The organism is Oricola thermophila (assembly GCF_013358405.1).
Taxonomy (GTDB): Bacteria; Pseudomonadota; Alphaproteobacteria; order Rhizobiales; family Rhizobiaceae; genus Oricola; species Oricola thermophila.
Genome location: NZ_CP054836.1, coordinates 2,961,254 through 2,980,748 on the forward strand (window position 1 = coordinate 2,961,254; position 19,495 = coordinate 2,980,748).

The following is a 19,495-nucleotide window of genomic DNA, read 5'->3' on the forward strand; positions in this document are numbered from 1 at the left end:
GTATTGGGCTAGAGCAAGGTCGTTCTTCAACCGCTTCTTAGGAAATACATGCCACGCTGCGCCTTTGACGCGGAGTGGACATGATGTCTGTGAATGGAAAGCGGCGCAACTTCCTGCTTCGTCTCCTGACGATTCTTTCAAGCGGCTTCGGGGCGTTTTCCCTGGCTTTCGTTGCCCTGATGGTGTTCGCCTCGAATACGACCGGAGCCCCCGGATCTGTCATTATCGGAAGTGGCATCGCTGCATTGTCGGCGCTTGCCGGCATCGGATTCGCCTTTGCCTATTTCGCGGAAACGCCGGGCCAGACCGGCGATGAGGAGGTTTCGCCGGTCGTCGATCCCATTACCAGCCTGCTGTCGCGCTGCGGCCTCGAGAATGAACTGGCGCACGTTCTGGATGGACAGGACGAAAACGACACTCGCTGGATGCTGGTCTCGATCGAGATCGATGCCTTCCGCGACATCAACGACACGCACGGGCAGGAAACCGGGGACAGGGTGTTGCGGATCGTCGCCAATCGCCTGAAGCGCCTGGTCGGAAATCTCGGCCCCGTGGCGCGTATAGCCGGAAGCGAATTCGCCTTCGCGATCGCTTTCGGCAACGACGACCGGGAGATCGCCGCCGTCATGAGCGCGGTCATCAACGAGGTCGGCAAGCCGATCAAGGCCGATCGCAAGACGATCACCGTCTTCTGCACCGCGGGACTGGTCGAACTGAAGCGCGACAACCTCTCGATCGACAAGATGCTGCGGAGGACCAACCTGGCGCGGGCAACCGCCCGGGCAAGCGGACTCGGCAATTGGGCGATCTATCACCCGGAGATGACGCGTTCGGCCAGCTACCGCAAATGGATAGAGGCGGAGCTGGTTCGCGCGGTAAACGGCGACGAATTCGATCTCGTCTATCAGCCGCAGGTCAACAGCCTGACCGGGGAGACAGTCGGCTACGAGGCGCTGCTGCGCTGGACTCACCCGAAAAAGGGCGTCATCCCGCCCTCCGAGTTCATCCCGGTCGCCGAGAAATACGGCCTCATCAGCCAGATCGGCAGCTGGGTCATGCAGCGCGCCTGCGAGGACGCGCGCGCACTCCCGCCCGGTGTCACGGTCGCCATCAATGTCTCGCCGATACAACTGAAATGCGACAGGTTCGTCAACGAACTCGCCAAAATGTTCGAGCAGACCGGGACGCGGCCGGAACAGATCGAAATCGAGATCACCGAAAACGTGCTGATCGACGACCACGATGCGGTGCGGCGCCAGTTCCGCAGCATCCGCTCCCTCGGCTGCAGCATCGCCATCGACGATTTCGGCACCGGCTATTCCAATCTCGGCTCGCTCGCCGACCTGCCCTTCACAAAGCTGAAACTCGACCGCTCGCTGGTCGCACGGCTCGGTACAAGGGAAAACGGCGGCGCGGTCGTCTCCACCATCGTCAACCTGGCGCGCGCGCTTGATGTCGACATCCTGGCCGAAGGCGTCGAGAACGAAGACCAGGTCGTGTTGCTGCGCGCAGCGGGCTGCAGGCTGATGCAGGGCTACTATTTCGGGAAACCCGTCGCGTTCGGAAAGCCCGGTGACGACGAAAGCCGGGCGGCCCCGCTGCAGAAGCTGTCGGCCTAGCGCACGGCCTCGATCACCTTGTAGCCGGCCTCGACGTCCTTCTCCGCGACACGGCGGAACCCCTGCGCCAGGGCCTGCTCGTATGGCAGCTTGCGATTGGCCACCATCAGCAGCCGTCCGCCGGGCTTCAGGGCATTCGAGGCCGCGGCAATGAATGCCCGTCCGATATCCGGTTCCGCCGCACGCCCCGAATGAAAGGGCGGGTTCATGACCACCCAGTCGAACCGCCGCGCAACCGGCTCGGCGGCCAGGTCGCGCCAATGAGCGGAAACGGGCAAGCCCGGCGCGAGAGGCCCGACATTGCGCTCGGCGGCCTTCAGTGACGGGTAATGCGCCTCGAACATGGCCAGGCTGGCCGGGCGGGACCGCTCCAGGACATGCGATGCGAGATAGCCCCAGCCGGCACCGAAATCGGCCACGTCACCCGTGATGCGCTCGTCGATATGGCGCGCCAGCAGCACCGAGCCGGGATCCGGCCGCGCATGGGAAAACATGCCGGGCGCGGTCTCGAATCGCCCGTCCACGAGCACGACCCCGGCGTCCATGTCGGAGAAGACATCGTCCCGGGGCGCGGCAAAACTGAAGACCGTGGCATGATGCTTCGCGAGGGATCCCTCGATCGCAACACGATCGCCGGTCCACTTGCGCAAGGGCTGGATGCCGAGCGTCTTGTCGCCGGCAACGGCAACGGTGCCGTCGGGCGCCGCCAAGCCACAGGCCCTCGCTATCATGGCGCGGTTCTCGCCCTTGTGCTTTCCGGCCAGGACAAGAGCGGCGGCAAAATCGCCCGCAGCGCCATCGAACACGGGCACCGCCGCATATCCGGCACGTTCAAGCGCAAGGAAGGCGGGCCGGAAGCCTTGCTCGCAAAGCAACGCCGCCCTGTCGAAGCCCTCCGGCAAAGCGTCGGGGACGGCCGCATTCAGGAAGGCAATGCGTTGTCCCGCGCCCGGAAGAGCGATGTCGCCGGTGGCGAAGGGGATGAAAAGGGTGTCGACGGCGCCGCTCATGCAATCCAATCCCAAAACGAAAAACGCGGGGCAATACGCCCCGCGCTTCATCACTGCCAGGCAAATGGCCGATCAGTCGGCATTGTCTTCCCTGGCGATTTCCTTGCCCGACTCCTGGTCGACCACCTTCATCGACAGGCGAACCTTGCCTCGCTCGTCGAAACCCATCAGCTTGACGTAGACCTTGTCGCCTTCCTTGACGACATCGGTCGTCTTGGCGACGCGCTCCGGCGCCAGCTGCGAGATGTGCACGAGGCCGTCGCGCGGACCGAAGAAGTTGACGAAGGCACCGAAATCGGTGGTCTTGACGACCGTACCCTCGTAGATCTCGCCAACTTCCGGTTCGGCAACGATGGAGTGGATCCACTTCTTGGCTGCCTCGATCTCCTTGCCGGAGGCGGAGGCGATCTTCACAGTACCGTCGTCGTCGATATTGATCTTGGCGCCAGTCTGCTCGACGATCTCGCGGATCACCTTGCCGCCGGAACCGATAACGTCGCGGATCTTGTCGACCGGGATCTGGATCTGCTCGATGCGCGGCGCGAACTCGCCGAGCTCCGAGCGGCTTTCCGAGATCGCCTTGGCCATCTCGCCGAGGATATGCAGGCGGCCGTCGCGGGCTTGGCCGAGAGCGACCTTCATGATCTCCTCGGTAATGCCCTGGATCTTGATGTCCATCTGCAGCGAGGTGACGCCCTTCGAGGTACCGGCAACCTTGAAGTCCATGTCGCCGAGATGATCCTCGTCGCCGAGAATGTCGGAAAGAACCGCGAACTCGTCGCCTTCCTTGATCAGGCCCATCGCGATGCCGGCCACCGGAGCCTTCAGCGGAACGCCGGCATCCATCAGCGCCAGGGAGGTACCGCAAACAGTCGCCATCGAAGACGAGCCGTTGGACTCGGTGATCTCGGAGACCACGCGCAGCGTGTAGGGGAATTCCTCGGCGCTCGGAAGCATCGGGTGAATGGCGCGCCAGGCCAGCTTGCCGTGACCGATCTCGCGGCGGCCCGGAGACCCCATGCGGCCCGTCTCGCCCACGGAATAGGGCGGGAAGTTGTAGTGCAGCATGAAGGTTTCCTTGTAGGTCCCCATCAGAGAGTCGACATACTGCTCGTCCTCGCCGGTGCCGAGCGTCGCGACGACGAGCGCCTGCGTCTCTCCGCGAGTGAACACGGCCGAGCCGTGGGTCCGCGGCAGGACGCCGACTTCCGCCACGATCGGGCGGACGGTCGAAAGGTCGCGGCCGTCGATCCGGGTCTTGGTCCGGAGAATGTTGCCGCGCACGACCTTTGCCTGCAGCGACTTGAAGACGGAGCCGATCTGTTCAGGCGTCCACTTCGCCTCCTCGCCCTCGGCGGGAGCGAAATGGCCCTTTACGCGATCCTTGACGGCGTCGATCGCGGCGTAGCGATCCTGCTTGTCGGTGATGGTATAGGCCTCGGCGAGTTCGCCGGAAACCAGGTTCTCCATCTCGGTCTCGAGCGCGGAAAGGTCTTCCGGCTCGAATTCGCGCGGGTCCTTCGCCGCAACCTCGGCGAGCTTGATGATCGCCTTGATGACCGGCTGGAAGCCTGCCTGACCGAACATGACGGCGCCGAGCATGGTTTCCTCGTCGAGCTCGCCAGCTTCCGATTCCACCATGAGCACGGCATCACCGGTGCCAGCGACGATGAGGTCGAGATCGCTCTCCACCATCTCGTCGACATGCGGGTTCAGCACGTATTCGCCGTTGATGTAGCCGACGCGCGCGCCGCCGATCGGGCCCATGAAGGGCACGCCGGAAAGCGTAAGGGCGGCGGAAGCGGCGACCATCGCCAGCACGTCCGGATTGTTTTCCAGGTCATGCTGCAGGACGGTGATGACCACCTGGGTGTCGCACTTGTAGCCATCCGGAAAGAGCGGGCGGATCGGACGGTCGATCAGGCGGGAGACCAGCGTCTCGTTTTCCGACGGACGACCCTCGCGCTTGAAATAGCCGCCCGGGATCTTGCCCGCGGCGAACGCCTTTTCCTGGTAGTTGACGGTCAGCGGGAAGAAGTCCTGGCCCGGCTTCGGCTCCTTGGCGGAGACGACGGTGGCAAGCACGACGGTCTCGCCATAGGTGGCCAGAACCGCGCCGTCAGCCTGACGGGCGATCTTGCCGGTTTCGAGAATGAGCGGACGCCCACCCCATTCGATTTCGACCTTGTGATTCTTGAACATGTCTTGTCCTTGTTGTGCGGAGCGTACCCGCCACATGATCGCGCAGGCATCTCCAGTCCTCGTTTGAACGAGCCACGGGCAAGACGACAGGATGCTTGGGTCAATTCACAAGCAGCCGGCAATCCTGCCCCGAAGCTCCCTCGGGTCGGGCGACGGTGCTTCATTGCATACCGCCGGCCGGTTCCGGTTTCACGCCACCCGGAAAAGGCGAAAAGCGGACCGGCAAAGCCGGTCCGCAAGTCTTGTCAGCGGCGAATGCCGAGTTCGGCAATCAGCTTCTGATAGCGGCTTTCGTCCTTGCGCTTCAGATAGTCGAGCAGGCTACGGCGCTTCGACACCAGCTTCAGCAGACCACGGCGGGAATGGTTGTCCTTCTTGTGATCCTTGAAGTGCTCGGTCAGGTTGGTAATCCGTTCGGTGAGGATTGCCACCTGGACCTCCGGCGAACCGGTGTCTCCGTCCTTGGCCGCGAATTTCTGAATGAGCTCAGCCTTGCGCTCGGGCGTAATCGACATCGTGTACCCTTTCCTTGATCGGGGCGAACCCCTTGTTGTTGGATAAGCCGCCCTGTGCCGGGATGTCGTCCAGCAGGGGCCGTGTTTCGCATTTTCATGAATGCAGGCCCGCATATAGGCGATGCAGGGCGAAATGTCGAGAGTTGAGGTCGCGCTGCGTTAACAACCTCTCTTCACGTAGGTTTCGCCAACGGTCTCGCCCCAGTCGACCGCCTCGGCCGCTTCGCGGCTTTCGAACGGTCCGTCAACGAGGCAATGCCAGCCGTCCCGGAAGTTCGGGTAATCCTCGGTGCGGACGACCTTGGCGCGCGTCGTCCCGTCATCGGACAGGGCCGCGATGATGGCACGCTTCCGCTCCATCACCGCCTCCGACCTGGCGCAACCCAGCACGATGTACCAGCCGCATGTCTCGCCCGCGGCAAGCGGCACAGGCGTCGCAAGAACGGCAAGACAGATCATTGCAGCGGGGAACCGTTTCATCGGCGAACTATCGCGTGCTGACGATCTTGACCTCGAGGAAATCCTCGATACCCCAGCGCCCGCCCTCGCGGCCGTTACCGGATTGCTTGTATCCGCCGAACGGATGGCCGGCGGCGAGGCCGGCACCATTGACGCGTACCATGCCGGCGCGCAGTTGCCGGGCGACGCGCTGCCCCCTTTCTGCGTCCGCCGTCGAAATGTAGGCGGCAAGTCCGTAGGGGGTGTCGTTGGCGATCGCAACCGCCTCCTCTTCGCCATCGAAGGGAATCATCACCAGCACCGGCCCGAAAACCTCCTCGCGCGCTATGGTCATGCCATTGTGCACGTCGGCGAAAACAGTCGGGCGGACGAAATAGCCCCGGTTCATGCCGTCCGGCCGACCGGGACCGCCGGCGACCAGGCGCGCGCCCTCGGCGATCGCGGTCTCGATCAGGCCCTGGACCTTGTCGAACTGCGCCTGCGAGACAAGCGGGCCGATGTGATCGCCATGCTCGCGCGGATTGCCGACCCGGACGGACTCCGCGGCGCGTTTGGCAAGATCGACCGCCTCGTCATAGACCGGCCGCTCCACCAGCATGCGCGTCGGCGCATTGCAGGACTGGCCGGTATTTTCCATGCAATGGCTGACACCGCCGCGAACCGCCTTTTCGAGGTTCGCATCGGCAAAGATGATGTTCGGCGACTTGCCGCCGAGCTCGAGCGTGACGCGCTTGACGGTGTCGGCTGCCGCCCTGAACACCTGCGCACCGGCCCGCGTCGAGCCCGTGAAGGACATCATGTCGATATCGGGATGGTGCGACATCGCCTCGCCGACCGTCGGGCCGTCACCGTTGACGAGATTGAACACGCCTTTCGGGAAACCGGCCTCGTCGATGCATTCGGCGAAGATCAACGCCGAAAGCGGCGCAATCTCCGACGGCTTCAGAACGCAGGTGCAACCGGCGAGCAGCGCCGGGATGACCTTCAGCGCGATCTGGTTGACCGGCCAGTTCCACGGCGTGATGAGGCCGCAGACGCCGATCGGTTCGCGGACGATGATCTGCCCCTCGGCGAAAGGCTCCTCCCACGCGATGTGCTTCACGCCCTCGAGAAAGCCCTTCATGTGCCACGGGCCGCAGGCGGCCTGCTCGCTGACAGCGAAATCGATCGGCGCGCCCATTTCCAGCGAGATCGCCTCGCCTAGCTCGCCGATGCGGCGCTGCATGATCGCGTCCAGCCTTTCCAGCAGGACGATGCGCGACTCCAGCGGCGTGGCCGCCCATGACGGGAAGGCGCGCCGCGCCGCCGCGACAGCCTCGTCGACATCGGATTTCGCACCAAGCGAGATGACCGCGCACGCCTCCTCGGTCGCCGGGTCTATTACCTCGAAGTCATTGGCCGCACGGGGAGAGACCCAGGCCCCGTCGATGTAGAATTTCCGTTTCTCGATCATGACCTTCCCCGGATTCCAGCCGTCCGATCATATCTTGAACACGCGGCGCGGGCGGAATTCGCCGGCGGCGATCTCGCCTATGGCGACCAGCCTTCCACGTTCGAAGGCGCAGGCATCCTCCGTCGGCAGCGGCGCGTCGCGACCGCGCAGGATGACCGGGTTGCCGAGACGGATCCGCTTGGCCTGGTCCCCGCTGACCGCGATGCTCGGATAGCCGTGCATCGCCTCGCCGGTATCGAGCAGGCAGGGATCGAGTGCCGCGAAACGGGCCTGCAGGCGCAGCTGCATCGCGGCCTCCTCGTCGTCGCCGTCCCCGATGTCCGCCTCGGCTTCGGCCGCGGACTTTTCCAGTTCCTCCAGCGTGACCGCATCCTCCTCGTCGAACGGATCGACCACGGTGCGCCGCAGATCGACGACGTGGCCATAGCAACCCAGTTCACGGCCCATGTCGCGGGCCAGGGACCGCACATAGGTGCCCTTGCCGCACTCGACCTCGAATGTGGTGCGCCCGTCCTCGTGATTGACGACAACCAGGCTGTCGATCCGGACCTCGCGGGCCGGGATGTCGACCGCCTCGCCCTCGCGGGCGAGATCGTAGGCGCGCTCGCCGTCAATCTTGATCGCCGAATAGGCCGGCGGCTTCTGCATGATGGTGCCGGTATATCCGGGCAGGATCGCCTCGACGTCCTGCCGGGAGGGCCGATCGCCGGATTCCTTCACGACCGCGCCCTCGGTGTCATCCGTCGCGGTCTCCGCGCCCCACGCAACGGTGAAACGGTAGACCTTTTCGCCGTCGACGACATAGGGCACGGTCTTCGTGGCCTCGCCCAGCGCGATCGGCAGGATGCCGGAAGCCAGCGGATCCAGCGTGCCGGCGTGGCCAGCCTTCTCCGCCTTGAAAAGCCACTTGATCTTGGAAACAGCCTCGGTCGATCCCATGCCGCGCGGCTTGTCGAGCACGAGCCAGCCGGAAACGGGCCGCCCCTTCTTCTTGCGCTGGCGAGCCATCATTCGTCCCCTTCGTCGTGACCGAGATCGCGCGCGACCTCGGGTGAGCGAAGCAATTCGTCAATCCTGGAAAAATTGTCAAAGGAGGTATCGGCGCGAAAACGGAACTGCGGCATGTATTTCATCTGCCGCAATGCCGGCGCGACGCGACCGCGGATGAACTTCGCATTCGCGGCGAGCGCCTTGACGATCCGGTCCATGTCGTCGCGGCCAAGTGCCGTCACGTAGACGGTCGCTATCTTCAGGTCCGGCGACATGCGCACCTCGTTGACGGAAAGCACAACGCCCTCGAGCGCCGGATCGCGCAGGTCGCCGCGCTGCAGAATCTCCGTCAGCGCGTGGCGCACCTGTTCACCAACGCGCAGCTGGCGCTGCGACGGCATCGTCCTATCGCGTGTCATGACGCCTCGCACTGTCCGGCCCTGCGAAAGCGGCAAATCGCGCTTCGAAGAGAAGGTGACAATTCAAATACAAATTCTATACCTTTCTGTGCTCTCAGTAACCCGGTTTCCGCTCAGGACTGAAACGACCATGAACATTCCTCGCACTGTTGCCGCCCTGTCGGCGATGACGGCCCTCGTCGCCGCTTCCGGCGCCGTCGCGGGCGAGCGGCTCCATTCGGAGTGGCCCTGGATCGGCAAGAACGCCGAGGCCATGGAAATCCGCTTCGGCGGCGCATTCTACGACACCGGTCCGGCGACCCGCCACGACGAGGACGGGTTCGTCGTGAATGGCGAGGTGCTGCTGCCTTCGCCCGCCCTTCTCTCCGGCATCGGATCGCCCAGACCCTATGTCGGCGCGGACCTCGCCCTTGTGGAGGACGGCGCCGAGCCGGTGCATGTCGTCTATGCGGGTCTCAACTGGCAGGCGCACTGGAGCGAACGCTTCTACACCTCGGCCAGCCTCGGCGGCTCGTACAACACCGCAGATCTCTCCAACCCCTCGCCCAATCACGGGGGGCTCGGCTGCAACTGGCTGTTCCATGTCGGAATCAGCGCCGGCTTCGATATCAGCGAACGAGTATCCGTCGAGGCCTATGGCAACCATTTCTCGAATGCCAATCAGTGTTTCAGCAATGGCGGGCTGGAATCGGCCGGCATGCGCGTCGGCCTGAGGTTCTAGGCGGTTCATCCGTTGCCGGGGCAGGAATGCATCGGCCCGGCTTGCACCGGGCCGTTCTTCCCGCATTCCCGTCACGCCGCTACAGCGACCGGGCGATTTCCTCGACGCGGAAACACTCGATCACGTCGCCGGCACGAATGTCGTCGTAGTTCTCGAAGGCCATGCCGCATTCCTGCCCGCCGGGCACTTCGGAAACCTCGTCCTTGAAGCGCTTGAGCGTCTTCAGCTTGCCCTCGTGGATCACCACGTTGTCGCGGATCAGGCGCACACCCGCACCACGCTCCACCTTGCCCTCGGTGACGCGGCAACCCGCGACCTTGCCGACCTTGGTGATGTTGAACACCTCGAGGATCTCGGCATTGCCGAGGAAGGTCTCGCGGCGCTCCGGCGACAGCAGGCCGGACATCGCTGCCTTCACGTCGTCAAGCAGGTTGTAGATGATGTTGTAGTAGCGGATCTCGACGCCCGCCGCCTCGGCGGCGTCGCGTGCCTGCTTGTTGGCACGCACGTTGAACGCCAGGATCGCCGCACCAGTCGACTCGGCGAGGGAAACATCCGTCTCGGTGATGCCGCCGGCGCCGGAATGGACGATGCGGGCTTGGACCTCGTCCGTGCCCAGCTTTTCCAGCGCGCCGATGATCGCCTCGACGGAGCCCTGCACGTCGGCCTTGATGAGCAGCGGGAACTCCGCCATCTCCTTGTCGCGCGCCTGCGCCATCATCTGCTCGAGCGAGCCGCGGGAACCGGCCTGGCGGGCGACCGCCTTCTCGCGGGTAACCCGCTGACGGTACTCGGAAATCTCGCGGGCCCGGGCCTCGCTTTCGACGACGGCGAACTTGTCACCGGCCAGCGGCGTGCCCTGCAGGCCAAGAATCTCGACCGGCTGCGACGGCACCGCTTCCTTGAGCTGCTGACCACGATCGTTGACGATCGCGCGCACGCGGCCCCACTCGTCACCGGCAACCAGAATGTCACCGATCCGCAGCGTGCCGGCCTGCACAAGTACCGTCGCCACCGAGCCGCGGCCCTTGTCGAGCTTGGCCTCGATCACGACGCCCTCGGCGGAGCGGTCCGGGTTGGCCTTCAGCTCGAGGAGCTCGGCCTGCAGCAGGATGGATTCCAGGAGGCCATCGAGATTCGTGCCCTTGAGCGCGGAGACCTCGACCTCCTGGATATCGCCGCCCATGGATTCGACGAAGACCTCGTGCTGCAACAGTTCCGTGCGCACCTTCTGCGGGTCGGCCTCCGGCTTGTCGACCTTGTTGATCGCCACGATCATCGGCACGCCGGCCGCCTTGATGTGATTTATGGACTCGATCGTTTGCGGCATCACGCTGTCGTCGGCTGCCACCACCAGGATGGCTATGTCCGTCGCCTGCGCACCACGGGCACGCATCGCCGTGAAGGCGGCGTGACCGGGCGTGTCCAGGAAGGTGATCTTCTGGCCGTCCTGCTCGACCTGATAGGCGCCGATATGCTGGGTGATGCCGCCGGCCTCGCCGGAAACGACGTTGGCCTTGCGAATGGCATCGAGGAGCGACGTCTTGCCGTGGTCGACATGGCCCATGATGGTGACGACCGGCGGACGCGGCTTCATGTCCTCGGGACGATCCTCGACATCGAAGATGCCTTCCTCGACATCCGCCTCGGTGACGCGCTTGACAGTATGGCCGAACTCCACGGCGATCAGCTCGGCCGTATCGGCATCGATCAGGTCGCCGGGCTTCATCATCTGGCCCTGCTTCATCAGGAACTTGACCACGTCGACGGCCCGTTCGGCCATGCGCTGTGCAAGTTCCTGGATGGTGATGGTCTCCGGCAGCTGAACCTCGCGCGAGATCTTTTCGCGCGGCTCGTTGCCGGCCATCATCCGCTTCACCTTCTCCTGGCGGCGGCGCATGGCGGACAGCGAACGCGCGCGGCCCTCGCCGTCGGCGCCGACATTCGACAGGGAGATCTTGCCACGGCGACGCTCCTCGTCACGGCGCGGCGCAGGACGCGGCGGCGTTTCGGTGCGGCCGGGACGGCGCGGACCACGATTTTCTTCCTCCTCGCCGGCCCCGCGACGCCCCGCGGGCTTGCCCGCGGCGACGGCAGCCTTTTCCTCTTCCGGCGTCGGCGCACGCTTCGCGGCGTCGACCTCGGCGCGTTCGCGCGCAGCCTTTTCCGCGGCGAGGCGCTCCTCTTCCTCCTTCTGACGGCGCTCGGACTCGGCGCGCTCCTTGGCGCGACGCTCGTCCTCCTCGGCACGGCGCTTGGCCTCCTCGGCGGCACGCTTGCGTTCCTCGGCCTCGCGCACCTTGGCTTCCTCGAGGGCACGCTTGCGCGCCTCGATCTCGCTCTGGGACAGCTGGTTGAGAACGACACCGCCGCGCTTGCCGCCCTCGTCCGGGGCCGCGGCAGGTTTCCTGCCCTCGGCCGCCGGCGCGGCGGCGCGCGGCTTCACGCCCGCCTTGACCGTCGCGGCCGCAGCAGGCTTCTCGTCGGGCCGCGTGAACTTGCGCTTGCGCGTCTCGACGACCACCGATTTGGACCGGCCGTGGCTGAAATTCTGCCGCACGGTGCTCTTGTCACCGCCCGAGCGCTTCAGCGTCAGCGTCCGTTTTCCGTCCGCGCCGGTTTTCTTGTCGTCCGAAGTCGTATCACTCATTCCGTAGTCGTGTCCTTCGCGGTGTTCGAGTTCGCGCCGCCCGATTGCGTATTTTCTGCGCCGAAATGCCGGAAACGGTCGAGAAATACAAGGCTTCGCAATGCAGCCTGTCCCGGCTGCCCGTCCAGTATTGCAGCATGTATCACATTTCCGGCGCCCAATGCCAAATCCAATTCGCCCTCGGCAAATGATTTGAACGCCGGAATGTCCGGCCCGCCCATGCTACGCACGAAAGTACGGGCCTGTTCTATCTTGCGGATCCCGTCCGCCGCCGCCGCCGGATCGTGCAGCACGGCAATCGCCGTGCCGGAACGGACCGCCTTGTCGACCTGCATCGCGCCCGTCACGACCGCACGGGCCTTGCGGGCGAGCCCGAGATGGCCGAGCGCGCGCCTGGCTATCAGATGATCGACCAGCGCGCCGAGTTCAAGGTCCACGGTCACTTCACGGCGCAGACCGCGGCGAAAAAGCTTTTTCGCAACGGCCCTGTCGACGAGATCGCGGCGCGCGGTGACCCAGCAACCGCGCCCCGGCAGATTGCGTTTCAGGTCAGGGACAACCCTGCCGTCCGGATCCGCAACGAAGCGGATCATCTCCTCGGGCGGACGCGCCTCGCCGGTCACGATGCAGGTACGGTCGTTCATGTCGTCCTTCTTGCCTGCGGTCATGTCCGTATCCGGTCAGCGCGCCCATGGTGCCCGCCTCAGGCGTCGAACACGGCGCCGGCCTGCGCCTGCTCTTCGGCCGCTTCCCCGGCCTCGCCTTCCTCGACCTCCTCGTCTGCGCGCAGATCGTCCTCCGTGATCCAGCCGACGGCCAGGCGGGCGGCAACGATCATTTCCTCGGCCTCGGCACGGGAAGTGCCGAAGGGCGTGAAGATTCCGTCATGGATGACGGTCTCGCCTTCCTTGCGCTCGCGCCAGCCGACCAGGTCGTCGGCCGCGCAACCCGCGAAGTCTTCCATGCTCTTGACGCCGTCCTCGCCGAGCGCGACCATCATCGCCGTGGTCATGCCGGGAATCTCACGAAGCGCGTCGTCAACACCGAGCTTCTTGCGCTTCTCGTCGTTCTCGGCCTCGATGCGCTCCAGATATTCCCGTGCCCGGGTCTGGATTTCCGCGGCCGTATCCTCGTCGAAACCCTCGATGGAGGAGACTTCCTCTGCATCGACATAGGCGACTTCCTCGATGGAGGTGAATCCTTCCGAAGCCAGCACCTGGCCGACCATCTCGTCGACGTCGAGCGCCTCCATGAAGAGGTTGGAGCGTTCGACGAATTCCTTCTGGCGACGCGCCGATTCCTCTTCCTCGGTCAGGATGTCGATATCCCAGCCGGTCAGCTGCGAGGCGAGACGGACGTTCTGACCGCGGCGGCCGATGGCCAGCGACAGCTGCTCGTCCGGAACGACGACCTCGATGCGTTCCGCATCCTCGTCGAGCACCACCTTGGCAACTTCCGCCGGCTGCAGCGCGTTGACGATGAAGGACGCGGCATCAGGCTGCCACGGAATGATGTCGATCTTCTCGCCCTGCAATTCGGCGACGACGGCCTGAACGCGGCTGCCACGCATGCCGACGCAGGCGCCGACCGGGTCGATCGAGCTGTCCCGCGACACCACCGCGATCTTGGCGCGCGAACCGGGATCGCGAGCCACCGACTTGATCTCGATGATGCCGTCGTAGATTTCCGGCACTTCCATCTGGAACAGCTTTGCCATGAACTGCGGGTGGGTGCGGGACAGGAATATCTGCGGTCCGCGCTGCTCGCGGCGCACGTCATAGACATAGGCGCGCACCCGGTCGCCGTAGCGATAGGTCTCGCGCGGGATCAGCTCGTCGCGGCGGATGATGGCCTCGGCACGCCCCAGATCGACGATCACATTGCCGTATTCGACGCGCTTGACCGTGCCGTTGACGATTTCGCCAACGCGATCCTTGAATTCCTCGTACTGGTTATCGCGCTCGGCCTCGCGCACCTTCTGGACGATGACCTGCTTGGCGGACTGGGCGGCGATACGACCGAAATCGAGCGGCGGCAGCTGCTCGGCGATGAAATCGCCCGGCTGCGCCTCGGGGTTGCGGCCGCGAGCCTGCTCGATGGAAATCTGCGTGGCCGGGTCCTCCACGGTCTCGGACACCTCGAGCAGACGCTGCAGCTTGATCTCGCCGGTCTTGGTGTTGATATCGGCGCGGATGTTGGTTTCCTGGCCGTAGCGGGACTTCGCCGCCTTCTGGATCGCATCGGCCATCGCGGAGATGACGATGTCCTTGTCGATCATCTTCTCGCGCGCGACCGCGTCGGCGATCTGCAGAAGTTCCAGCCTGTTAGCACTGACTGCCATTGTCGTCTCCTCTATGGCTCTCAAGCCTCCGCATCGCTGTCCGATGCGGTATCCTCGTTGTCGTCATCGTCCCCGACCTCCAGTCCGCGGGCCAGGCGGGCGGCCTTGTCGGCCTTGAGCGCGGCACGGATCAGCTCGTCGGTCAGGATCAGCCTCGCTTCGGAGACCGCTTCGAAGGGTATGTCCGCGACCATCGCCTCGCCGAGCTTCGCCTTGTCCGCCTCGATCGTCACCGCGTCCTGCGTCATGCCGGTAATCGTGCCCCGGAACCGCTTGCGTCCATCGACCATAACCGAGGTCTCGATCTTGGCGATGTGGCCCCGCCACCGGGCAAAATCGGACATTCGGACCAGTGGCCGGTCGATGCCGGGCGACGAAATCTCGAGATGGTAGGCCCGGTCGATCGGATCTTCCACGTCGAGCAGCGGCGAGATCATGCGGCTGACATCCTCGCAATCCTCGACCGTCATGGTGCCGTCGGCGCGCTCCGCCATGATCTGCAAGGTCAGGCCATTCATGCCGGAAAGGCGAACGCGAACCAGCCGGTAGCCGGCCGAATTGAGAACCGGCTCGACGATCGACGCCACACGTGCGTCGACACCCGTCTCGCGAACGATCCGCGGTTCGTCATTTTCTATCGGCGCCAGAGTTGCGTCGCTCACCAGATGCCTGCGGCCTTGTCCGCCAAAACAAAAAGAGCGGGTCCTCGCGGGCCCACTCTTGTTCAAAAGACCAAGAATTTAAAGTCCATATACGCCCCGTGCGGCAAAAGCGCAAGAGCGCCGCGAGGCGGGCAGGACCGCATCCCGGCCTAACGGCGCCGAAAGGTCAGATAGGCAGGCGTGCGGCCTTCACGGAGCGCCTTGGCCTCATATCGCGTCCCCGGCCATCCCTCGAATGGTTCGCGCCAGTCGGCAGCATTGCGCGCCGTCCAGTCGAAGGCCGGATGGGCGTGCAGATGCGCAAGCGTCCAGTTGACATAGGTGTCGATATCGGAGGCGAAGCGGAAGTTCGCACCCGGCTTCATGACGCGGGCAAAACGATCGAGGTTCGCCGCATTCACGAAACGGCGCTTCCAGTGCTTCTTCTTCGGCCAGGGATCGGGATAGAGCAGGTCTATGCCGTCCAGGCATGCCCCGGGCAGCCAGTCGAGAAGTCGCGTGGCATCATCGTCATAGAGACGGATGTTGGCCACGCCCGCGTCCTCTGCGGCCGCGAGAAATTTCGCCATCGAGTTGACAAAGGGCTCGACCCCGATGAACCCGGCATCCGGGTCCTCCTGCGCCCGGTGCAGCAGGTGTTCGCCGCCGCCGAAGCCGATCTCCAATACGATCCGGCTTGGCGCGTTGTCGAAGATGTCGGACAGGCGGTCTGGCGCAGGCGCCTCCAGGTCCAGCTTCCAGCGCGGCAGAAGACGCTCGAGAAGATCGGACTGGCGAGGACGCAGCGCCTTGCCGCGCCGGCGCCCGAAGAAGGCCTCGGTCGATCGGGTACGGCGCTCGCCGGTCATTTCAGTCCGAGCGCTTCCTTCAACGGCTTGACCAGATTGGTCTTCTCCCAGGAGAAGGAGCCGTCACGGCCGGGCTTGCGGCCGAAATGACCATAGGCGGCCGTCTTGGCATAAATCGGCTTGTTGAGATCGAGATGCCTGCGGATGCCGGTCGGGGACAGGTCCATGACCTTGCGCAGCGCATCCTCGATCGCCGCGTCCGCGACCTTGCCGGTACCGGCGGTGTCGACATAGACCGACAAGGGTTGGGCCACGCCGATGGCATAGGAGAGCTGGATCGAGCACCTGTCGGCGATCCCGGCGGCGACAACGTTCTTGGCAAGGTAGCGCGCGGCATAGGCGGCGGAACGGTCCACCTTGGTGGTGTCCTTGCCGGAAAAGGCGCCGCCGCCATGCGGTGCGGCGCCGCCATAGGTGTCGACGATGATCTTGCGACCCGTCAACCCGGCATCGCCGTCAGGGCCACCAATGACGAACTTGCCCGTGGGGTTGATGTACCAATTGCAGTCCGCGGCGATCGGCAGGTCGCCGAGAGCCTCGCGGATATAAGGCTCGACCACGGCCCTGACCTTGTTGCTGTCCCAGCTGTCGTCCAGATGCTGGGTCGACAGTACGATCTGGGTCACTTCCGACGGCTTGCCGTTGCGATAGCGCACGGTGACCTGCGACTTGGCATCGGGACCGAGCTTTGCCGCTTCGCCTTCACCCGCATGGCGCGCGGCCGCCAGCAACTCCAGGATCTTGTGCGCGTAGTAGATCGGAGCCGGCATCAGTTCCGGCGTCTCGTTGCAGGCATAGCCGAACATGATGCCCTGGTCGCCGGCACCTTCCTCCCCCTGCCGGTCGGCGGCATTGTCGACGCCCTGGGCAATGTCGGCAGACTGGCCGTGCAGAAGCACGTCGATGCGGCAGGTCTTCCAGTGGAATCCGTTCTGCTCGTAGCCGATGTCGCGGATAGCGCGGCGCGCGGCAGAGCGGAATTTCGCCGGATTGACCATTGGATGGCCCGTTGCATCCGTGACGAAATTGCCGGACTTGTCCTTCTTGAGCATGCTCTCAGGAACTCGCACCTCGCCGGCAATGACGACCCGGTTCGTAGTTGCCAGCGCCTCGCAGGCAACCCGGACGCGCCACTTCTCGTCCTCGCCGTGCCTGCGCGCCTCCCGATAGATCAGATCAACGATCTCGTCGGAAATGCGGTCGCAGACCTTGTCCGGATGGCCTTCCGAGACCGATTCGGAGGTGAAGAAATAGTCCTGGCGCGCCATGAAGTGTCCCCCGGTGCAGGTACGAAGTCGCCGCCACCACGGCGACATGAAGCCTGCACTGGTTAGGCAAGAGGCAAATTCCGGTCAAGTGAAAACCGGTTTTCGCTTAAAGATATAAGGATAAGTGCATATCGCCCGAATGGAGGACTAGCCCTCTTCGGACTCGGCGGCCAGCGCCTTGACCAGCTCGATTATGCGCTTGCGCACGCGCGAATCGGATATCCGGACGAAGGCGCGATTGAGCTGAAGGCCTTCGGAACTGGACAGGAAGTTCACGACGTAGGAAGCGGAATTCTCCGACACCCCGGTCGCGGAGACCTCGCCTCCATCCCCCGGCGCATCCTCGAAGAAAAAGGACACGGGCACGCCAAGGATCCCCGCCATGTTCTGCAGCCGGCTGGCCCCGACGCGGTTCGTGCCCTTTTCGTATTTCTGAACCTGCTGGAATGTGATGCCGAGCGCCTCTCCCAGCTTTTCCTGGCTCATTCCGAGCATGGTCCGGCGCAGCCGGATGCGGCTGCCGACATGAATGTCAATCGGATTGGGTTGCTTCTTGTTGTCGGCCATTTCATGTCCTTGCCACTTATGTATCTGTTTGTCTTGTTGTTTCCAAGGACCAGCTGTGCCGGCAACAAACGAACCGACGTAAGGGAAACATCATAGCAGTCAAAATCGGTTACACAAAACGCGTCATTTTGCGGGTAGCACGAGATCGCAGGCCTGCACCGACAATCCGGGCCAATGCCGCGATAGCGGCAAACAGCGAAAAGATCCCCGACACGATCTGCCAGCCATGGGTCCGGTAGAGTGTCATTTCCAAGGGGCTGGCAACGGGCGCCTCGAAGGCGCCGCGCACGTCATAGCCGAGCGCGCCCAGCTGACGGCCATGGGCATCGAACACGGCCGACAGGCCATTGTTGGCGGCGCGAACCATTGGCAAGCCGTTTTCGACCGCGCGAATCCGCGCCTGGTGGAGATGCTGATAGGGGCCGGGCGTATCGCCGTACCAGGCATCGTTGGTCACATTGACGATCAGGGTCGGCGGCTCGCCCTCGGACGCGACCGCGTAGGGGAATATCGCCTCGTAGCAGACGGACGGCAGCACCACCACGCCGCCGGGCAGCGACATCGTGCGGCGCAGGCTGGCGGGCGAATAGCCGCGATCCGCATCGGCGATCTTCCGCAGGCCGAAGCGCTCCGCGATCTCCCGGAAGGGAAGATATTCGCCGAAGGGAACAAGGTGCTTCTTGTCGGCCGCATCGATGATGACGCCTTCGTCATTCACGGCAAGGATCGAATTGTACCAAGTCGGTTCCCCGCCCTCGGTCCGTTCCCCGGCACGCACCGCGCCGGCGAGCAGGATCTGGCCCTCGCCCAGCATTTCCGCGATGGCGGCAACAGCGCCGGGCGCCTCGGTCAGCACATAGGGCACGGAGGTCTCCGGCCAGACGACCAGGGCCGGACGCGTATCGCTCCCGTTCGGCTTCTCGGACAGGGCCGTCAGCATGTCGAATATCTCGGAACGCCGTGCCCGATCCCATTTTTCCGACTGGTCGATCGCCGGCTGCACCACGCGCACGACCACGGCGTCCGTGTCGGCTTCGGGGGCATGGTGAAGACGCCAGTAGCCAAAGGTCGCATGGCCGCCCAGCTGGAGAGCGATCAGCCCCATCGAAAGGCCCGCGCGCAGGCGCGTGCGGGCAATGCAGGCTGGCAGGGCGAAGGCGAGAACCGCGAGCGCGTTCATGCCGTATAGACCAACGACCGAGGCCGACTGCATCAGCTCGGGTACCGGCATCGCCGCATAGCCAATGGCATTCCAGGGGAAGCCGGTGAAGGCGTAACTGCGCAGCCATTCGGCAAGGCCGAAACCGAAGGCGAGCGCAAAGATGCGGCCGATGCCGTCCGACCACAGCATCCGGGCGAAGACCGCGGCAAGCCCGTAGAACATGGCAAGGACCGCCGGTATCAGCGTGACCGCGAAGGGCCACAGCCAGGCAAGCGCCTCCGCCTCGACGAAGAGGGCGTTGCCGATCCACCACATTCCGGCCGCGAAATAGCCGAAGCCGAACCACCAGCCGGTCGAAAACGCCGGCCAGGCGGAGGCCACGAGGGAGCGCGACGGCCGCGCCACCGCGCCATCCAGCAGCCAGACCAGGAGCGGGAAGGTCAGGAAACAGACGAAAAACAGGTGAAACGGCGCCTGGGCGAGAACCGTGACAGCGCCCGCGAGGACTGCCAGAAAGGCCCTTCTCCAGCCGGTCGTCAGCAATATTCGGTTGGCTAGACGCTCCATTCGCCGGTCCGGTTTCGAATCAACTCTGCGAAGCAGCTTTAT

Annotated in this window: 16 protein-coding genes and 1 pseudogene; 2 read left to right on the forward strand and 15 right to left on the reverse strand. The window is 64.4% G+C overall.

The features are described 5' to 3' along the window. The first annotated feature begins 80 nt into the window (after window positions 1-80). Window positions 81-1,619, forward strand: coding sequence for a putative bifunctional diguanylate cyclase/phosphodiesterase (locus tag HTY61_RS14230; RefSeq protein ID WP_175277420.1), 1,539 nt, complete (start codon window positions 81-83; stop codon window positions 1,617-1,619). Here HTY61_RS14230 and HTY61_RS14235 read toward each other — a convergent pair. The 7 genes and pseudogenes from HTY61_RS14235 to rbfA all read right to left on the reverse strand — a co-directional run bounded on the left by HTY61_RS14235 (window position 1,616) and on the right by rbfA (window position 8,734). After that, on the reverse strand, window positions 1,616-2,629 hold the full coding sequence (locus HTY61_RS14235) for a class I SAM-dependent methyltransferase (RefSeq protein WP_175277421.1): 1,014 nt from the start codon (window positions 2,627-2,629) through the stop codon (window positions 1,616-1,618). The genes HTY61_RS14230 and HTY61_RS14235 overlap by 4 nt on opposite strands. Window positions 2,630-2,701: 72 nt before the next feature. Then, window positions 2,702-4,831, reverse strand: coding sequence for a polyribonucleotide nucleotidyltransferase (gene pnp / locus HTY61_RS14240; protein ID WP_175277422.1), 2,130 nt, complete (start codon window positions 4,829-4,831; stop codon window positions 2,702-2,704). A 245-nt stretch (window positions 4,832-5,076) separates the two neighbouring features. Further along, window positions 5,077-5,346: a 30S ribosomal protein S15 gene (gene rpsO / locus HTY61_RS14245; protein ID WP_175277423.1), complete on the reverse strand. Its 270-nt coding sequence runs from the start codon at window positions 5,344-5,346 to the stop codon at window positions 5,077-5,079. Between the two features lie 159 nt (window positions 5,347-5,505). After that, the gene (locus HTY61_RS14250) at window positions 5,506-5,826 is read right to left on the reverse strand and encodes an SPOR domain-containing protein (RefSeq protein ID WP_175277424.1); all 321 of its coding nucleotides are present in this window, start codon (window positions 5,824-5,826) and stop codon (window positions 5,506-5,508) included. 7 nt (window positions 5,827-5,833) lie between these two features. Continuing rightward, complete coding sequence (locus HTY61_RS14255; RefSeq protein ID WP_175277425.1) at window positions 5,834-7,258, reverse strand: aldehyde dehydrogenase family protein; 1,425 nt, start codon at window positions 7,256-7,258, stop codon at window positions 5,834-5,836. A gap of 27 nt (window positions 7,259-7,285) precedes the next feature. Continuing rightward, a complete protein-coding gene (gene truB / locus HTY61_RS14260) occupies window positions 7,286-8,266 on the reverse strand; it encodes a tRNA pseudouridine(55) synthase TruB (RefSeq protein ID WP_175278566.1) in 981 nt (326 codons plus the stop codon). Next, window positions 8,266-8,734 (reverse strand): annotated as a pseudogene (gene rbfA, locus HTY61_RS14265) (30S ribosome-binding factor RbfA). The gene truB and the pseudogene rbfA overlap by 1 nt, the downstream one beginning before the upstream one ends. Window positions 8,735-8,797: 63 nt before the next feature. Between rbfA and HTY61_RS14270 the strand changes: the two are divergent. Further along, window positions 8,798-9,388, forward strand: coding sequence for an acyloxyacyl hydrolase (locus HTY61_RS14270; protein WP_175277427.1), 591 nt, complete (start codon window positions 8,798-8,800; stop codon window positions 9,386-9,388). 79 nt (window positions 9,389-9,467) lie between these two features. Here the strand turns inward: HTY61_RS14270 and infB are convergent, their stop codons facing one another. The 8 genes from infB to lnt all read right to left on the reverse strand — a co-directional run bounded on the left by infB (window position 9,468) and on the right by lnt (window position 19,453). Beyond that, the gene (gene infB, locus HTY61_RS14275; RefSeq protein WP_175277428.1) at window positions 9,468-12,038 is read right to left on the reverse strand and encodes a translation initiation factor IF-2; all 2,571 of its coding nucleotides are present in this window, start codon (window positions 12,036-12,038) and stop codon (window positions 9,468-9,470) included. Beyond that, window positions 12,035-12,706, reverse strand: coding sequence for an RNA-binding protein (locus tag HTY61_RS14280; RefSeq protein ID WP_175277429.1), 672 nt, complete (start codon window positions 12,704-12,706; stop codon window positions 12,035-12,037). The genes infB and HTY61_RS14280 overlap by 4 nt, the downstream gene beginning before the upstream one ends. A 35-nt stretch (window positions 12,707-12,741) precedes the next feature. Then, the gene (nusA, locus tag HTY61_RS14285) at window positions 12,742-14,379 is read right to left on the reverse strand and encodes a transcription termination factor NusA (RefSeq protein WP_175277430.1); all 1,638 of its coding nucleotides are present in this window, start codon (window positions 14,377-14,379) and stop codon (window positions 12,742-12,744) included. A gap of 20 nt (window positions 14,380-14,399) precedes the next feature. Next, entirely contained in the window at window positions 14,400-15,041 is a 642-nt protein-coding gene (rimP, locus tag HTY61_RS14290; RefSeq protein WP_175277431.1) for a ribosome maturation factor RimP, read from the reverse strand. Window positions 15,042-15,190: 149 nt separating this feature from the next. Continuing rightward, on the reverse strand, window positions 15,191-15,889 hold the full coding sequence (gene trmB / locus HTY61_RS14295) for a tRNA (guanosine(46)-N7)-methyltransferase TrmB (protein WP_175277432.1): 699 nt from the start codon (window positions 15,887-15,889) through the stop codon (window positions 15,191-15,193). Then, window positions 15,886-17,157: a methionine adenosyltransferase gene (gene metK, locus HTY61_RS14300; protein ID WP_175277433.1), complete on the reverse strand. Its 1,272-nt coding sequence runs from the start codon at window positions 17,155-17,157 to the stop codon at window positions 15,886-15,888. The genes trmB and metK overlap by 4 nt, the downstream gene beginning before the upstream one ends. A gap of 147 nt (window positions 17,158-17,304) precedes the next feature. Next, entirely contained in the window at window positions 17,305-17,724 is a 420-nt protein-coding gene (locus HTY61_RS14305; RefSeq protein WP_175277434.1) for a helix-turn-helix domain-containing protein, read from the reverse strand. Window positions 17,725-17,833: 109 nt separating this feature from the next. Then, window positions 17,834-19,453 (reverse strand): apolipoprotein N-acyltransferase, encoded by a 1,620-nt coding sequence (gene lnt / locus HTY61_RS14310; RefSeq protein WP_175277435.1) that lies wholly within the window; start codon window positions 19,451-19,453, stop codon window positions 17,834-17,836. Between the last annotated feature and the right edge of the window lie 42 nt (window positions 19,454-19,495).

Excerpts from the sequence above, each read along its gene's own strand:
- HTY61_RS14250 (WP_175277424.1), bottom strand. The coding sequence starts at position 5,826 with ATGAAACGGTTCCCCGCTGCAATGATCTGTCTTGCCGTTCTTGCGACG.
- HTY61_RS14305 (WP_175277434.1), bottom strand. The coding sequence starts at position 17,724 with ATGGCCGACAACAAGAAGCAACCCAATCCGATTGACATTCATGTCGGC.
- trmB (WP_175277432.1), bottom strand. The coding sequence starts at position 15,889 with ATGACCGGCGAGCGCCGTACCCGATCGACCGAGGCCTTCTTCGGGCGC.
- truB (WP_175278566.1), bottom strand. The coding sequence starts at position 8,266 with ATGGCTCGCCAGCGCAAGAAGAAGGGGCGGCCCGTTTCCGGCTGGCTC.
- lnt (WP_175277435.1), bottom strand. The coding sequence starts at position 19,453 with ATGGAGCGTCTAGCCAACCGAATATTGCTGACGACCGGCTGGAGAAGG.
- HTY61_RS14255 (WP_175277425.1), bottom strand. The coding sequence starts at position 7,258 with ATGATCGAGAAACGGAAATTCTACATCGACGGGGCCTGGGTCTCTCCC.
- HTY61_RS14270 (WP_175277427.1), top strand. The coding sequence starts at position 8,798 with ATGAACATTCCTCGCACTGTTGCCGCCCTGTCGGCGATGACGGCCCTC.
- infB (WP_175277428.1), bottom strand. The coding sequence starts at position 12,038 with ATGAGTGATACGACTTCGGACGACAAGAAAACCGGCGCGGACGGAAAA.
- HTY61_RS14230 (WP_175277420.1), top strand. The coding sequence starts at position 81 with ATGATGTCTGTGAATGGAAAGCGGCGCAACTTCCTGCTTCGTCTCCTG.
- metK (WP_175277433.1), bottom strand. The coding sequence starts at position 17,157 with ATGGCGCGCCAGGACTATTTCTTCACCTCCGAATCGGTCTCGGAAGGC.
- HTY61_RS14280 (WP_175277429.1), bottom strand. The coding sequence starts at position 12,706 with ATGACCGCAGGCAAGAAGGACGACATGAACGACCGTACCTGCATCGTG.
- pnp (WP_175277422.1), bottom strand. The coding sequence starts at position 4,831 with ATGTTCAAGAATCACAAGGTCGAAATCGAATGGGGTGGGCGTCCGCTC.
- HTY61_RS14235 (WP_175277421.1), bottom strand. The coding sequence starts at position 2,629 with ATGAGCGGCGCCGTCGACACCCTTTTCATCCCCTTCGCCACCGGCGAC.
- rpsO (WP_175277423.1), bottom strand. The coding sequence starts at position 5,346 with ATGTCGATTACGCCCGAGCGCAAGGCTGAGCTCATTCAGAAATTCGCG.
- nusA (WP_175277430.1), bottom strand. The coding sequence starts at position 14,379 with ATGGCAGTCAGTGCTAACAGGCTGGAACTTCTGCAGATCGCCGACGCG.